At 33.9% G+C, this 15685-nt stretch carries 15 protein-coding genes, 1 pseudogene and 1 riboswitch; of the genes and pseudogenes, 6 read left to right on the plus strand and 10 right to left on the minus strand.

Features of this window, described 5'->3' with window-relative positions; translation table 11 throughout:
- The first annotated feature begins 30 nt into the window (after positions 1-30).
- Both M1D66_RS25200 and M1D66_RS25205 read left to right on the plus strand, forming a co-directional pair.
- Positions 31-825 carry an ABC transporter substrate-binding protein gene (locus M1D66_RS25200; protein ID WP_000823753.1) on the plus strand — a complete coding sequence of 265 codons (795 nt, stop codon included), beginning with the start codon at positions 31-33 and terminating at the stop codon, positions 823-825.
- Positions 826-868: 43 nt separating this feature from the next.
- On the plus strand, positions 869-1624 hold the full coding sequence (locus tag M1D66_RS25205) for an amino acid ABC transporter permease (RefSeq protein ID WP_002023139.1): 756 nt from the start codon (positions 869-871) through the stop codon (positions 1622-1624).
- Between the two features lie 53 nt (positions 1625-1677).
- Here the strand turns inward: M1D66_RS25205 and desB are convergent, their stop codons facing one another.
- Positions 1678-2763, minus strand: coding sequence for a Delta(10) desaturase DesB (gene desB, locus M1D66_RS25210; RefSeq protein WP_000661226.1), 1086 nt, complete (start codon positions 2761-2763; stop codon positions 1678-1680).
- 581 nt (positions 2764-3344) lie between these two features.
- Here desB and M1D66_RS25215 point away from each other — a divergent pair.
- Complete coding sequence (locus M1D66_RS25215; protein ID WP_242554892.1) at positions 3345-4871, plus strand: FAD-dependent oxidoreductase; 1527 nt, start codon at positions 3345-3347, stop codon at positions 4869-4871.
- Between the two features lie 143 nt (positions 4872-5014).
- A pseudogene (locus tag M1D66_RS25220) lies at positions 5015-6316 on the plus strand (MFS transporter).
- Positions 6317-6329: 13 nt separating this feature from the next.
- On the opposite strand, the gene M1D66_RS25225 reads toward M1D66_RS25220, so the two are convergent.
- Positions 6330-7112, minus strand: a complete 783-nt coding sequence (locus tag M1D66_RS25225) for a nucleotidyltransferase domain-containing protein (RefSeq protein WP_001208232.1) — start codon at positions 7110-7112, stop codon at positions 6330-6332.
- Positions 7113-7223: 111 nt separating this feature from the next.
- Positions 7224-8333, minus strand: coding sequence for a PRK06851 family protein (locus tag M1D66_RS25230; protein WP_242554893.1), 1110 nt, complete (start codon positions 8331-8333; stop codon positions 7224-7226).
- A 149-nt stretch (positions 8334-8482) separates the two neighbouring features.
- A riboswitch (SAM riboswitch) is annotated at positions 8483-8595 on the plus strand.
- Positions 8596-8680: 85 nt separating this feature from the next.
- Between M1D66_RS25230 and M1D66_RS25235 the strand changes: the two genes are divergently transcribed.
- Positions 8681-9313, plus strand: coding sequence for a cyclase family protein (locus tag M1D66_RS25235; RefSeq protein WP_006926178.1), 633 nt, complete (start codon positions 8681-8683; stop codon positions 9311-9313).
- A 28-nt stretch (positions 9314-9341) separates the two neighbouring features.
- Here the strand turns inward: M1D66_RS25235 and M1D66_RS25240 are convergent, their stop codons facing one another.
- The 7 genes from M1D66_RS25240 to M1D66_RS25270 form a co-directional block, all read right to left on the minus strand.
- Positions 9342-9722, minus strand: a complete 381-nt coding sequence (locus tag M1D66_RS25240) for a hypothetical protein (RefSeq protein ID WP_000424116.1) — start codon at positions 9720-9722, stop codon at positions 9342-9344.
- Positions 9723-9951: 229 nt separating this feature from the next.
- Positions 9952-11178, minus strand: a complete 1227-nt coding sequence (locus M1D66_RS25245; protein ID WP_242554894.1) for an ATP-binding protein — start codon at positions 11176-11178, stop codon at positions 9952-9954.
- Positions 11179-11315: 137 nt separating this feature from the next.
- Positions 11316-12581, minus strand: a complete 1266-nt coding sequence (locus tag M1D66_RS25250; protein WP_000434728.1) for a hypothetical protein — start codon at positions 12579-12581, stop codon at positions 11316-11318.
- 239 nt (positions 12582-12820) lie between these two features.
- Positions 12821-13489: an LSm family protein gene (locus M1D66_RS25255; RefSeq protein ID WP_001004268.1), complete on the minus strand. Its 669-nt coding sequence runs from the start codon at positions 13487-13489 to the stop codon at positions 12821-12823.
- Positions 13490-13650: 161 nt separating this feature from the next.
- Positions 13651-14100, minus strand: coding sequence for a spore coat protein (locus M1D66_RS25260; RefSeq protein WP_242554895.1), 450 nt, complete (start codon positions 14098-14100; stop codon positions 13651-13653).
- 20 nt (positions 14101-14120) lie between these two features.
- Complete coding sequence (locus M1D66_RS25265) at positions 14121-14636, minus strand: spore coat protein B (protein WP_000051525.1); 516 nt, start codon at positions 14634-14636, stop codon at positions 14121-14123.
- Positions 14637-14871: 235 nt separating this feature from the next.
- Entirely contained in the window at positions 14872-15111 is a 240-nt protein-coding gene (locus tag M1D66_RS25270) for a helix-turn-helix domain-containing protein (protein ID WP_002025240.1), read from the minus strand.
- A gap of 186 nt (positions 15112-15297) precedes the next feature.
- Here M1D66_RS25270 and M1D66_RS25275 point away from each other — a divergent pair, with 186 nt between their 5' ends.
- Complete coding sequence (locus tag M1D66_RS25275; protein ID WP_000235476.1) at positions 15298-15666, plus strand: hypothetical protein; 369 nt, start codon at positions 15298-15300, stop codon at positions 15664-15666.
- Positions 15667-15685 lie beyond the last annotated feature (19 nt).

Consider the following 15685-nt stretch of genomic DNA (forward strand, 5'->3'; position numbering starts at 1 on the left):
TCCGTATGATCAATATATAGGAGGGGTTTTATGAAAAGAAAACTATTAACCATTGTTGCTAGCATTACACTATGCACATCTTTCATACTAGGAGCTTGTAGCAAAGAAAGCTCTACTACTTCATCAAATGGTGAAAAAGAATTTCGCTATGCGATGAGTGGATTATACAAACCTTTTAACTATAAAGAAAATGACGGCAAACTTGTCGGTTTTGATGTAGAAATCGGTGAAGCTCTTGCTAAAAAGATGAACATGAAGGCTACGCCAGTTACAAACCCATGGGAAACGCTGATTCAAGGTCTTCAAGCGAAGAAATATGATGTAATACTGGGTAGTATGGCAATTACAGAGGAGCGCTTAAAAGCTGTTAGTTTCTCAAATCCGTACTATCGCTCTGGCGCCCAAATTTTTGTAGCTAAAAAGAATAACGCTATCTCTTCTCCAGAAGATTTAAAAGGTAAGAAAATTGGTGTTGTAAAAGCTAGTACCTTTAAAAATCTTGTTGCAAAATATACAGATCAAATCACAGAATATGACAGCGATATTACTGCTCTTATGGATTTAGAGCCTGGGCGTGTTGACGCAGTAATTACGGATCAAATGGTTGGTCTACGTATGATAAAAGAAGGAAAATCGAATATAAAAGAAGCCGGAAAACCATTAAATCTTGATGAAATGGGAATTGCTATTCGCAAAGATGATAAAGAAATGGTTGAGAAAGTAAATAAAGCGTTAGATGAAATCATTAAAGATGGTACGTATGAAAAGATCAGTAAAAAATGGTTCGGGCGTAATATTCTCGGTGAAGAGGAAAAAACGAAGTAAGTTAGCCATTCAAAAGATTCATAAACAATGCCCCACTGATTAAATGTTCATTTTATGTGGGGCATTTCATTCTCTACTAAAATCTATACAATATGAGGTGAAACGCATGTTTGAAATTTTTATCTCTTCCTATCCCACACTCTTAAAGGCTACTATTGTCACATTACAATTAACATTAACTTCCCTAGTACTCGGTTCATTAATTGGATTATTATTCGCTTTCTTTCGAATCTCTAACAATAAAGTTTTAAATAGTATCGCTCATGTCTACATTGCTATTATTCGTGGTACACCTTTAATTGTTCAAATTGCCATTCTATATTTTGGAATTACATCCGTTGTTGTTTTCACCCCTTTTTGGGCAGGTGCAATCGCTTTAGCAATTCATAACGGTGCATATATTACGGAAATTTTCCGTGGATCTATTCAATCCGTTGACCGGGGACAATTAGAAGCAGCTCGCTCTTTAGGCATGCCTTATCCTTTAGCTATGCGACGAATTATATTACCACAAGCATTTCGTCTGTCTCTTCCTCCTCTAGGAAACCAATTTATTATCGGATTAAAAGATTCTTCACTTGTTGCTTATGTAGGAATGTCCGAATTATGGGGTTCAGGTTTATCAATTGCAGCAGGTAACTTCCAACAATTAGATACTTACATAATCGTTGGTGCATACTATCTCGTACTTGTTCTTCTATTTACTTATTTTGTTAATCTTTTAGAAAACCGATTACAACGAAAAGAAACTAACTCCGTCCAAGTCCATAAAAGGAACAAAAAGGAAGTTTCTTTATAAGAAAAAGCAAGCCTGAGATGGCTTGCTTTTTCATTGCAAAAATATATTAATTTTTACTGATTTACTTTTTTAATACTCTTTTCTTCTTCTATATGTTCCTCACGATATGAAATATTATGAGGATCTAGTCCATTTCCTAAAGAACCATAGAAATGCTCTCTATGCGGATCCACTAATTCACTTCCTTGATAATACACACGTGGTGTATTCCATAGCGCTGCCAAAGCTTTTGTCATCGGCATCTCATGATAGCGTTCCGGCCACATTTCTTTAATCTTCTCTTTTACTAACGGATAGTATTTAGAACTCATAGCAGGAAACAGATGATGTTCTGTATGATATGAGAAATTGAAATGTAAAACGTCTACCCAGCGCGGCACTGTTACTGACAAACAGTTTGCTAACGGATCATTTACTGGAACAATTGGATTTAAGCGGTGATTTGTTGCGATATATGCCATTACAATAAAGTTAGCAATTAACAACGGAATGACATATGCAAATAACCATTTTCCAGGTCCCATAATAAACAATAAACTAATCCAAACTGTCCAAGGCAAAAGAAGTTGAAGCCATACAGATTTTTGATTGGATGACTTGAACTCTTTTATAAAATGAAAGAACATTCGAGTCGAATGCAATGTAAATTGAATTGTTAGTGACAGAAAACTAAAGAATGAACGTACATGTAAAGGCATACGATATACCCAACTCAAAAACTTACTCTTCTTAAGTTTCTCAAGTGTCGGCCATGCATCTGGATCATTCTCTTCATGCTGTGTATGAACATGATGCGTTGCATTATGCCACTTTCTCCAAAGCTTTGGCCCTGTTGATAATGGCATAAATGCAATCGCGCCTAAGAAGTCACGAAGCCATGCCTTTCTTACAACAGTTCCATGTAAAATTTCATGCCCTAAAAATCCTAGTGAAGCAAAACATAATCCAAGAACAATCGCAATTCCTAGATTCGCCCACACATTCAATTCAAATACACCAATCGATATTAACCCCGCCAATGCCACAAGCAAATAAGCCAGTCCACCAAATAAACGAGTAGGCACTGGTTTAAATGCTTTTTTCGGCAAATGTGGTGATACACGTGCTGCATACCACCCAAACGTATGAAGCTCCTTCATCCTTTTGCTCCTTTCTTATGCCGCGCCTTGCGCAACTTACATATATCAATTCTTGCTTCCAGATTGATTTTACTAGATGATCCAAAAAGCATCTATTATAAGGAAAATATACTCACTCTATCGTCACTTATTTTTCGCTTTTATTATCAATGAAAAACATTTCTCTTTTTACTCTCTATCAACCTTTCCACATGATGAATCATAACAATAGAATTTCTATATTGTCAACACCTTTTATGACCTAGTAATAAAAGGTGGTTATATTTTTATAATCATACTTTATTTCACTAAAGAAAATGTATAGATTCCATAAGGATTTACCCACTATATATAGACATTTTCTTAAACGCCATAGACTCTATCTCATTCAATAACTCCCTATGTAATCAACAAACAGAATCCCTTGAATTTAGTTTTATATAAATCCTACCACTTCATAATGCCCCATCTAATTAATTATATTAAAATAATTTATAACCTCTTTTAATAAAAATAGACTACTTCTAAAACAACACACATGAATTTCATATAATATGGAAATATTAAAAGGAAAATTGTTCTAAAATCAGGAGGTTTCCGCAATGACAAGTGATACATTTCCACAACTGCCGCTATCTTATTGGATTGAATCTACTCAGTTTCCTACTTTCCCTCGTTTATCCGAAAATATAAAGACGAAAGTTGCTATTATCGGTGCTGGTATTACAGGTATTACTACCGCCTATTTACTTGCAAAAGAAGGCATCGATGTTGTTTTAATTGATTCTGGTCGTATTTTAAATGGAACAACTGGGCATACAACAGCGAAAGTAACAGCACAACATGATCTTATTTATGATGAATTAATAAATCATTTCGGTGTAGAAAAGGCCGGGCTTTACTATGAATCAAATAATCAGGCTCTACAATTCATAAATGAAACTGTTCAAACATATAAAATCGACTGTAATTTCTCAAATGAAGATTCATATTTATATACAACTACCGATAACGGATTAAGAAATTTAACGAAAGAATATGAAGCTTATCAAAAATTAAATATACCTTGTGACTATGTTCAATCTCTATCGATTCCTATTCCAGTACAATCTGCGCTTGTAATGAAAAATCAAGCACAATTCCATCCCCTTCTTTATTTAAAAACACTTTTAGAAAAGTTTGTGGAGATGGGCGGAAAGCTCTACGAACAAACAACAGCTATGGATGTGGAAAAGGGAGATTATCCACAAATAATTACAAAAGAGGGCCATCATATCACTTGTGAATATGTCGTCTCTTGTTCACATTTTCCTTTTTATGATGCGAATAGCTTTTTCTTTACGCGAATGTATGCAGAACGCTCCTACGCTCTTGCAATAAAAGCAAAAACGGAGTATCCAGGTGGTATGTTTTTAAGTATTGATGATCCAAAGCGCTCCTTACGCTATATAACAAACAATGGAGAAAAATTAATTTTGATTGGCGGAGAGAGTCATAAAACAGGACAAGGAATAAATACGATGCTTCATTATGAAGCACTCTATTCTTTTGCTGAAGCAACTTTTGGAATAGACGAAGTTCCTTATAGATGGTCAGCACAAGATTTAATCACTCTAGATAAGCTTCCTTATATCGGACATATTAACGAAAGAAATCCAAATATATTTGTTGCAACTGGATATCGCAAATGGGGAATGACAACTGGAACTGCTGCCGCTCACCTACTGAAGGACTCCATCCTAAAAGTTCACAGTCCCTATAAAGAACTGTATGCACCATCACGCTTCCATGCAAATCCAGATATAAAAACGTTCCTCTCCCAAAACATTGATGTTGCGAAACATTTAATTGAAGGAAAGATTGAAACCGCATTACGTAAGCCAGAAGATCTCGAAGTTGGTGAAGGATCTGTCGTACATGTTAACGGTAAACGAGCAGGTGCTTATAAAGACAAAGAAGGAAAATTACATATCGTCGATACAACTTGTACACATCTCGGCTGTGAAGTTGAATGGAATAATGGTGATTGTACTTGGGATTGCCCTTGCCACGGTTCTCGTTTTTCTATTGAGGGGAACGTTATTGAAGGCCCAGCAGATCAACCGTTAAAACGAGTTGATAATGAGTAAACAAATAAAGAAGTTCAACAAAATTACTGTTGAACTTCTTTATTTGTTATAAACCCTTTTCAGATAAAATTCGACACAAGGAGGAAAATATTAACATTAAATAAAATAATATATTCATCTACAAATTAAAAGGGGTGAATATTATGCAACCTTCAGCTCCACCTCATCTAGAATCTACAGAAACTATCTTTCCAAGCTCTATTACAAAACTTGTTGTTTTTATTTGTTGGCTAGCCATTTTAGCTGATGGATATGATTTAGGTATTTACGGTGCCGTTCTACCAAAGCTCCTAGAAGACAAAAGCTGGGCGCTATCACCAGCGCATGCTGGTACAATTGCAAGCTATGCTTTATTTGGGATGTTTATTGGAGCTATTCTAGTTGGAACGATTACAGATCTAATTGGGCGTAAATGGACGCTTATATGCTGTTTAGCACTTTTTTCTATCACAATGGGTTTAGCGGCTATCGCTCCTTCTCCTGAGTTATTTGGATTATCTCGATTTGTAGGAGGAATCGGATTAGGCGGTGTTATCCCAACAGCTTGAGCACTTACTGTTGAATATTCACCAAAAAAAAGGCAATCTTTTATTTATGCTCTTATGTTTACTGGCTATCCTTTAGGTATCGTGTTAGGTGCTATTTTGTCCATGCTTATGTTAGCAGATTTCGGATGGAGAATTATGTTTGGTATCGGAATGATTCCACTACTCCTCATTCCTTTCATTATTCGCTATTTACCTGAGTCCATTCAATTTTTATTATCACGTAATCGCCAAGAAGAAGTGAACCAAATTCTTAATCGTTTTCAAATTGAATTTCATGTAAAAGATAAAACTCATCAAGACCCATCTACTATACGAAAGAAAAATGGATTTTTTACTTTATTCTCAAAAGAATACATAAAAGCAACGCTACTTTTTTGGATCACTTATATAATGGGAATGTTTTTAATATATGGTTTAAACACTTGGTTACCACAGATGATGCGCCAGGCAGGATATCCTCTTGGGTCTAGTCTGTCATTTCTACTTATGCTAAATATTACCGCAGCTATCGGCGCTTTATTCGCTGGAGCAATTGCTGATCGTATAGGAGCAAAAATTGTTATTAGCATCTCTTATCTTATGGCAGCCATATGTATCGGACTATTAACAATCAAACCATCTGTTACAATCATTTATCTTTTAATTGGCCTTGCTGGTATTGGATCAGTCGGTATTACTCAAATATTAAATGCATATGTAACACAATACTTCCCATCACATATCCGAGCTACCTCCTTAGGCTGGGGACTGGGGCTTGGCCGAGTTGGTGCAATTGCTGGCCCTATTCTCGTCGGTATTATTATGACAATGCAATATGACTTAGCATGGAATTTTTACTTATTCTCCTTTGCAGGTCTTATCGCAGCTATATCTGTTTTCTTCATTCCTACAAAATAAAAAGAGCACAAACTTACTTGTGCTCTTTTTCATATGCTTCAAACAGCATGTCTCGAAATAATGTATTTAAAATCTCAATATCGATCCCTGATCCCTTTTCAATTCCTTTTACATATTGCCCATAGTAATGAATTTGTTCTTCTAAAAATTGATTTAGCACCTTAATTTTCAATCCAACATCTAATTCAGTACCTGCTTTTTTCTTTATTAACAACTTTTCAATCTCATCTAATACACTACGTTCTAATGGTAATTCTGTAATCAATCGATCAAATTCTACAGGTGGTAAAGTTGCTTTCTCTTCTAGCCACTTACAAGCTAAAATAGGGCGTAATACATAAAAGTACTTTTTCAACTTTACATTCTCACCTTGCAAAAATTCACGATAATTTTTCGACGCCATATGTAAATAATGATATATCGTTGCTTTTGGATCAAAATTCTTCTCACTCATCTGTTGAAGTAGTTCTGGAAAATTAGAGTTTTTCGAATAAAAAATTGGTGATCGAATCCACTCAAGTAAAGCTGGGTTCGACTTCGCGAATAGTTGCAACGCCTTTTTAATATCCCAACCACTTATATCTAAATCATCACTAATTGGATATTCAATTACATCTCGTTTGTCATGAATTGATAAATACCATTCTACCGGATGTATATAAACAAACCTAACATCATAATCGCTATCTTTCGATGGAAACCCCCAAGCACGACTCCCTGATTCCACCGCAAATAAAATTTTTACATCATTCTCTTTTTCAATTCTTTCTAACTCCAACTCGATTTTCTCTCTCATTTCATAACATCTCCATTTTTTGATTATTTCCCTGGAAATTCGACAATACACTATTAATTTTACTACATACTAAAAAAACTGTCAGAAATTACTGACAGCCTAATGAAACGTCTATTGTTGCTTTTCAATTACAGTAGCAGCAATTCGTTCAAACTCTTTTTGAATCTCCTCTTTATATGCATCTACTATTGAAAAATCCATAGCAGCAATATAAATTCGTTCTAATTTATCACGAATCGATTTTGCTTTCGCTAAGAAAGACATCGCCTCATTCATTTTTGCTTTATATTGAATGGAAACATCACGAATTTCCTTCGCATATTTCTCATCCGTCCCTGGCGTAACAATAAGGGCATACATATCAATAATTTCATCACCCTCGCGACTTGGAAAATATTCATGTGGTGCGGTGCTATCAAAAATTGCAAAACCTAATTCTCTTACGATAACCATATCAAGACTATTCGGGTCAAATCCGCAATGATATACTTCAACTTCAAACCCTTTTTCTTCAGCTGCCTTAGCTAACTTTTTGAGCATCGTTGATTTTCCAGAGCCTGGGCGCCCTTTTATAAAATAACGATGTGGTAACCCTTCTGTTAAATTAGGAACAAAATCAACTGCTCCTTTCGGTGTAGCAGCTCCTAAAAAACGATGTTTTACAAGTAATTGTCTCCCGCTTTTATCTGTAAATAATTTCTGGATTAGCTGATTGGTTAGTTCATTTGCTTTATTAAAATCTATATTATCAATATATATCTTCTCCCACTCATCATGTATAACCAATGCCTCTTTAAAACGTGCGTAAGCAGACTGAAAAGCTTTGCTTGCTTCTGAAACAAATCTTTCAATTTCTAACTTCTGCTTTCTTAGTTTATCTGAGTCCCAAGCAATTCCTAAATTTATATACTCTTCAACAACTCCTGGCATTTTTGGCTCAATAACATGCGGCGATGTCCCATCAACAATTCCTACTTTTAATTGTGGGATAATTACACCATCAACCGATTTATTATCAGAAGAACAATGTAAAAATTCAATATCATATCCTTTTTCAATCCATTCACGACCTATTGCCTTTATTAAAGAAGATTTTCCCGTTCCTGGGCCACCCTTTAAGATAAATAATCTGTCTAATCCTTTTAAATTCTCTTCGTATAAATTGTGAAATCCCCTAGCTGTATTACCACCAGCATAATAATTTAATACATTTCCTGTCACTGCACTCACTCCTTCGCAGCATTCTATTTACATAAGCTACAATATGCGAGCAGCTTTATTTGGGTGAATACCTATTTTGTATTGCACGCAAAAAGGAAATGAATTACAATTTAACTATCGGAAAATTCCGATTTTAAAAACTGAATACTTCTTTATCAAGAGAGGCAGAGGGACCGGCCCTTTGAAGCCCAGCAACCTCAGTTTATACAAACTGAATAGGTGCTAATTCCTGCAAAATGCAATGCATTTTGGAAGATAAAACTCAACTAGCATGTAAAGCTCATCTTTCTTGATACTGAAGGATGAGCTTTTTATTATTTGAAAAACATATATTGGAGGTATGTAAAATGAAAGTAATTGATTTATCACAAACATTTGAAAATAATATGTCTCAATTTCCTGGAACACCTAAAATACAACTAGAAGCTGTTACAAGTGTTGAAGAATCAGGATATCAAGTTACAGATTTTCATTCTGTCGTTCATGTTGGCACGCATTGTGATGCTCCTGCGCATTTTATTTCAGGCGCAACGACCATCGATCAATTACCGCTGGATCAATTTGTAGGTGAAGCTGTTCTTATAGATGTAACACATATTCAAGAGCGAAAATTACCTAAGACAGTATTGCATAATACTGACATAAAAGAAGGTGATATTGTTATTTTTCATTCTAATCTATCCACAAAATGGAATACAGAAGCTTATGAGAAGGAAGCATTTTATCTTTCTGAAGAATTAGCTAAAGAACTAGTGCGATTAAAAGTAAAATCTATCGGTTTAGATTTCATTTCTCCTGATGAAGTCACAACAGAAACATCACCGATTCATCACATATTACTAGGGAATGATATTTACTTAATTGAAAACTTAACAAATCTAGATGCTATCGAAGCAAAACGTTTCTTTTTCTCAGCAGCACCTTTAAAAATTAAAAATAGTGACGGTGCTTTCGCAAGAGCATTTGCTGTTATTTTTTAAACACAGCCTATAAAAAAAGCAAAGGCCACTACTGGTCTTTGCTTCTATATTTTCTATTTAAATTAAGAAAGAATTGTTCCACACGAGGACGCACCCAAGCTAAACAATCTATCTCTTTCTTCTTTGTGCAAGCTATCTCTTCTCCATCTACCATTTCAACAAGTTCTAGTTCTAACAGTTGCCTCGTGAATGCTAACATATTCACTTCTTCGGATGGATACTCTTCTTTTAATTTCTCTTCAATTTCCCCCAATAAAAAACCGTCACGCATCATTGCCAATGCATCAATCCAAAGTGGCGGCATTTCATATTTTTCTCCTGTAATTGTATCTTTTACAATATAATTCTTTTGCTCTTTTCGAAATTGAATCGTGTGTAAACATACAGTCGAATTTAATGTTAATTCCATCATACCACCTCTTTCATAATATCTGCATAGAAAAAAGGATGCGTGTGCACCCCTTCTTATCTTTTCATAACACTACTGAACCGCTACATGAGCAATCAATCTCATGTCGATATTTTCCTCCATTATAAACGAAGTATTTTATAAAAAAAACCCTTCTTGAAACATTTTATAAAATGTTTATATTTACACAACAAGAACACTTTTCTGAAAAATCTTTTCTCCCAATACATTAAAAGGTAGGCAAAAAAATTTCTACTTTCGTTCCTACTCCTACACTACTTTGGATCATGATACTCCCTTGATGTTCCTTAATAATTTTATATGTAATCATTAATCCAAGTCCTGTACCAGTCTCCTTTGTTGTGTAAAACGCCTTGCCGATTTTTTCTAACTTCTCATTCTCTATACCAAATCCTTGGTCTTCAACAGAAATACACAAATGTCCTTGCGTTTTTTGATATGCACGGATATGAATTTCTCCACCCTCTGGCATTGATTCTATTCCATTTTTAATGATATTTAATAACACTTGTTTTAATTGCTTATCATCACCGTTTATAGCCGGTAAATTCCCATCTACTTGTAAATGACATTTAACTCTATATTGCGTTGCATAACTTTCCATTAGATGCACAACATATAGAAGGATGTCTCGTATATTACACCTTTCATAATTTGTTGGCTTTGGTTTTCCTAACAACATCAATTCACTAACAAATCCATTGACTCTTTCAATTTCTTGTAGCATAATGTCGTAGCTCATCGTATCAGTTGGGTTTCTTTCTTTTTGCATTTGCGTAAACCCTTTTAACGCTGTTAACGGATTTCGAATTTCATGGGCAATTGTTGTAGACATAGTCCCAATCACAGCTAAATTTTCCGTCTCTTTCATATTGTTCATCATTTCAACCACTGTTCTTACATAAGATTGAAATCGTTTTAATAAAGAATGTGAAATAATGAAATAAAATACACATAAAACAAGTGGAATTATCACTTTTAAATCTTGTAATAGCAATGTGAAAAATACGTACTTTCCAATTACACTAAAGGAAACTAAATAAAAGTATTTTCTATTCACGAAAACTGGGGCAAATAAAATTAATAACATTTCTACCATACTACCATGTTCAAAAGGTCTATCCGTTCGCAAATAAATCATTAAATTATTCACAAGATTGATAAACATGTACCCAAATAAAAATAAATATTTTACAGAATATACATACCCTCTTTTTTGAAGATATATAGAAATAGGAAATAATGCTATTACAAATATAGGCACACCTATCCCAAGACTACCTTCTGGCCAACCTACCTCTGTTCCACTAATATTCATAGCAGGATATACAAAATAATATATAGCGTCATATAAAAAGAATATAATATAAAATAATAATATAAATACCTTTAAGGCTCTTCTTTCTTCATAAATCAAGCTCTTGTATTTATTCATATAAAAACTCCCCTTGATCGATACAAAAAACTTTCATTGTTATCTCCTTAAAGTATAAGTATGAAATTGCTTTCAGGGCAATATTTAACCTTATAATAATGAAAGGAAGGAGATCTCTCCTTCCTTTTGGTAACAACTTACATCCATCTTACCCTGTCATGTAACAATCCATCCGTAAAATTATTATGCCCTATTACAAAATCCTTCATATATAAATTTAAATACTCACCGTACTTACTTTCTGTATTTAATAACAACTCCTCAACGTAATAAGCACCTTGTTCAAATTGATCTAAAAGTAAACTGGACAAGCCCGCATAAATCCCGCACCCTACCTGAAAATACGTTGCATTCGTTTTATATTTACGAAAAACTTGGCTACTATTCATCACATTATACATATATGTCTCACTATTTTCATAAACGAGTAACACACCGACCAAGTCCTCTCCAGCAACCTCTTCTTCCGCTGGATTAAACACTTTACGATTCCAGTTCCATAAATCTTCTACTTGATCTAAGTTCTGTCTAATTATATTTGTTGTATACTCATTAATTCGGTAAAGAAAACCAACTTCCATATTAAAGTTTTTCCCTAAAATTAATACTTCCTCATGTGGCATTAAACAACCATAGAATTCTTTTTCTCCTAACTTCACTTTATACTCTGAAGCATATACATCTTCATAAAAGTAAAGAGGACGATGATGACTCATATACATCGGATAACTCCAGATTGCTTCATCTAAAAATCGCTCTACTGCCCATGAAGCATAAAGTGTATGTGGCTTTATAAGTGCTGTATCATTTAAAAACGATGTGTCATGTTCTACAATATAACATGCTCTTGGCCTTTCATTTGGTCGTTCCTTCATAAGCTCAACAACCATCCATTGAACAACACCTGGATTCATACCTGAACCTATAATCGCTTTTGTATTTGTAAATTTCTCTTTCTCCTTCTCAAACCTTGTATATCTTTCCGTAAGCTGAAAGCCGATTAAGCTATCGTCCTGATCTACTGCCTCATTTTCCAAGGCTGAATTAATATAACAAATTCCTAGTTCATTACAGCAGCTTAATACTCTAATTGTATCTGCCCCTGAAACATCAATCACAACACTCGTTCTTTTTTCTTTTAAATGTTGTTTAAATTCCACTACATTTTGAAGGTTTATTTCATATAAATATAATTGACTTTTCAAATTCGAAAACAACTCATCATAATAAGTCCTATCTTTTTGTTTTATATCCACCAAATGAAATTTGGCATTCTTTAATACTTCATAAATTGGATCTTTTTCATTTGCTATCGCTTGATTTAAAATTGCTAAAACTGCTTTTGCTGCTCCACCAGCACTACCAAGCAATGTAATTGATAACGAATTCGGAAACTGCTCCACAAACAAAACCCCTTTAATAAATTAGTTGAGCAGCTCCTCCTCAAAAAATAAATTGAATACATAAAAAGATAGCTCGTACACAATTTTTATAAGTTAGTGTAAAGTTACCTTTTAAAAAATCACACTATACTATGTTTATATTCAATTCATTTTTCCCCTCATCTTCAAATTAAACTAAAACAAATAGGCTCGACCTTTTCTTCTGCATATAAAAGAAAAAGTCAGCCCTTCCAACTAATCTACGGACAATGGACGGATTTTACATGTTGAATATTCACATACATTTTTGCATCACGTGCTTTTGATATTTCAATATGACCTTCATCAATTTTCGCCATTTTTCCAATTTTATTGGACTCCTCACCTAAATCAAACACCATAATTTTCCCAGTCATTTTAATAAGCTGTTCTTCAAATGTTCTAGCTAATGTAATATTTAACGGATTTACGGGGAGTTCATTTTTATTGAGGGCATACGGTACTTGGTTTTCTTTATACGGAATTAACCATTTTAAATGCTTTAAAGATATATATACCGTTTTATAAACCGGACTATAAAAAACAATATAGTCGTTCATCACACTTGTAACATAACCATGTATTGGAGCATTTCCTGCTACATAAACTTCTGTAAAAATCCCTTTAGAAGTACTTAATACTTTTCTCAAAGAAATTGAAGGGGATTCCCTCTTAATTACAGAATCAACATCTGGTTTTAGTATGTCTTCGTCATGTGGTCTTAAAAATTTATAGTATTGTACATGATATAAAGATATATATACATAGTCTTGTCCATTGTAAAGAACAATAATGTCATTTCCTACGTCTATTAATATACCTTTAAACCTTTTTTCACCGATTAATTTAACATATATATTTTCCCCAATACTTTTGTTTAACTCATTCATCTATATCCTCCTTCCTATGAATTTCAGCTTTCCTATCTTCCGTTTCAAAAAAATAATCAGGGCAATGTTCTGTCTTAATAGTAAGTAATTCCTTTTCATACTATCGAAATAAGAAATTGTTCTTCTCTTTCCCTCATAATGCCCCTCTTATTTATTAAACATTATTCATCTTCATTCTTTTTACATTTCACTACTTGACTCACACTCTTAATATGATAATTAATGATATAAATAACTTCATCACCGTTTACTAGCGTAATACATTCTTCATGCACTTCACTTAATAGGCCTTCTACACACTCTGGGCCGCCACGGTTAATCTTTACCCACTTATACTTCAAGTCACGTAATACATCGACGAAAGTATCATCATCAGAGCAGAAACATGAACTATAGCAATCGCCACATTTACTTTCTTTCACTTTCTTCACTAGACTCTTCACATGTTTCAACTGATAATATACTAATTCACCATGAGGTAACTGTAACGTTAGATAATCTTTTCCTAACGATACGAGCTCACCAACTCGACTTTCTGGTCCACGAAGGTTTACTTTTACAGTCTCACCAACTAAACATTTAATTTGGTCACAGCATAATACATTCTCCAATTTCGTATCCCCCTTTCTTATTATCTTCCTCTACTTGATTGTCTTTGTGCACGAGCACGACCTGAATTATCGCTACTTTCCTTACTATCGTCGCTCTCATCGCTCTCTCCGCATGCTAAAGCATTATAGTTAACACTTTTAATATGCTTTATTGCAATTAATATAATTTCTTCTTTTACGATTAATGTTACGAAGTCACAAGAAACATCTTGCAAAATGCCTTCCACTTTCTCTGGACCGCCGCGATTAATTTTCACCCAGCAATATTTGAAACTTTCAAGTAGTGCTTCAAAATCTTCTGCACAGGCGCAATCTTCCCACTCACAATCACTTGATCCACATTCTTTCGCATTTTTTGTAATACTTTTTAGATGTTTAAGTTGATAGTAATAAAGCTCACCTTTTTCATTCTTCAATACGAAGTAGTCCTGACATACTGATATTATTGTTCCTTTTTGAGATTCTGGACCACCCCTGTTTACTCTCACAAAAGATCCAATTAAGTCTTTCAGAAAATCACAATGAAATAAACTCACGAGAAAACCCCTTCCATTAATTTATAAGCTTTTGCACTGATAGTATATGTATCTGTACAGGTTACGTTCTCTATGTTTGTCCTAGCTAGAAAAAAATATGCTTTTAACATGGTAGACTACTACCTATCAAAATTTGAAGAAAGGCTAAGAACTCCTTATGTTTTTGATATCTTCAAACAAAAAATCCCTTATGAAGATACATTTCTGCATATCTTCATAAGGGATTTCCCATAGTTTAATCTTCGTCTTTAACATCCATATCTTCTGGAATTGGTTCGTTCAATATTTCTTCCACTAATTGCTTATATTTCTCCATTTGTTCTAAATGCGTATTGAATTGTTCTTTATTTACTAAATATTGCTCTCCATCGAATAGCGCACGAATTTTCTTTTGCTGAATTAACTCTTCAATATACGATTTTGGTAAATTCAAATACTCCGCAGTCTCTTCTATTGTTATATACAATGCGTTCATTCCTTTATTATTTTTTCATCTATACTGTATCTTACTTTACTTTATTTTTGTAAACAAATAAAAAAGATTTTGTAAATGCAGTTCAAAAAGCAGGTAGATGCATTCCATATATTGTATAGTATTATATAGTAAGAATTTTTTAAATATAGAATGGTATTACCCATTTACACAAAGGAGAGTTAACATATGGCTACTCGTCACATCATTACAATGTTAGAAAAAACACTACAAGTTGAAACAGAAAACACAATTTCTCATTTGAATGTATCTTTATCTGATCGTTTTCTTTCTCAAAGCACAGCAATACATGAAAACAATTGTTATCATACAATTGGTGAATGGTACAAAAATCATTTCTTATTCCAACAAGATGATTTCCTTTGGGCTAAATATGCCTTCTATGACGCATATTGTGAAGCCATCCAAAAACAAGGTCATCTTACAAAACGCGTCCGTCAAATATTAGAATCATTGGCTCGAAAACACGGAAAACAGTATATTGCTTCTATACTAAATATGCCATTTCCTAATAAACGCGCTAAAGGGACAGCGTAATTTAGCCATGTTCTGTGTA

The organism is Bacillus sp. PK6-16, assembly GCF_056530295.1.

Bases quoted from the DNA above. Each gene is read 5' to 3' on its own strand.
- M1D66_RS25200 (WP_000823753.1), top strand. From the start codon at position 31: ATGAAAAGAAAACTATTAACCATTGTTGCTAGCATTACACTATGCACA.
- M1D66_RS25205 (WP_002023139.1), top strand. From the start codon at position 869: ATGTTCATTTTATGTGGGGCATTTCATTCTCTACTAAAATCTATACAA.
- desB (WP_000661226.1), bottom strand. From the start codon at position 2,763: ATGAAGGAGCTTCATACGTTTGGGTGGTATGCAGCACGTGTATCACCA.
- M1D66_RS25215 (WP_242554892.1), top strand. From the start codon at position 3,345: ATGACAAGTGATACATTTCCACAACTGCCGCTATCTTATTGGATTGAA.
- M1D66_RS25225 (WP_001208232.1), bottom strand. From the start codon at position 7,112: ATGAGAGAGAAAATCGAGTTGGAGTTAGAAAGAATTGAAAAAGAGAAT.
- M1D66_RS25235 (WP_006926178.1), top strand. From the start codon at position 8,681: ATGAAAGTAATTGATTTATCACAAACATTTGAAAATAATATGTCTCAA.
- M1D66_RS25240 (WP_000424116.1), bottom strand. From the start codon at position 9,722: ATGGAATTAACATTAAATTCGACTGTATGTTTACACACGATTCAATTT.
- M1D66_RS25245 (WP_242554894.1), bottom strand. From the start codon at position 11,178: ATGAATAAATACAAGAGCTTGATTTATGAAGAAAGAAGAGCCTTAAAG.
- M1D66_RS25255 (WP_001004268.1), bottom strand. From the start codon at position 13,489: ATGAATGAGTTAAACAAAAGTATTGGGGAAAATATATATGTTAAATTA.
- M1D66_RS25270 (WP_002025240.1), bottom strand. From the start codon at position 15,111: ATGAACGCATTGTATATAACAATAGAAGAGACTGCGGAGTATTTGAAT.
- M1D66_RS25275 (WP_000235476.1), top strand. From the start codon at position 15,298: ATGGCTACTCGTCACATCATTACAATGTTAGAAAAAACACTACAAGTT.